The 273-nt window shown below is 54.9% G+C and carries 1 protein-coding gene; it reads right to left on the reverse strand.

Going from position 1 to position 273, the window contains the following annotated elements:
* Window positions 1–273: KorB domain-containing protein (locus tag BHE89_RS01685; RefSeq protein WP_353615092.1), on the reverse strand; the 273-nt coding region annotated here is incomplete at both ends.

The raw sequence follows: 273 nt of genomic DNA on the forward strand, positions 1-273 counted from the left end.
GTCATCATCGTCCTGACCATTGGAATTTTTACCCCCTTCCAGTTCCTCCTGGGCAAGGTTCAGGTCGTCATTCCCGGTTTGTTCCGGCGTACCATCCCCACCCGAGTTGAGGGATTGCTCGTCGGTGTTGCCAGCGCCAAGCTCATCATTCTGGTGGGAGCCAGTCAGTGGGCCTTTTTCCATTTCGTCTTTGATACGTTTGGCATCATTCAGCAGCTCACGGCTTTGTTTACGAGTAATCCCGTCAGACATAGCCACCGCGCAGACGGCGCG

It is taken from the genome of Shigella sp. FC1967, assembly GCF_001743005.1.
Taxonomy (GTDB): domain Bacteria; phylum Pseudomonadota; class Gammaproteobacteria; order Enterobacterales; family Enterobacteriaceae; genus Proteus.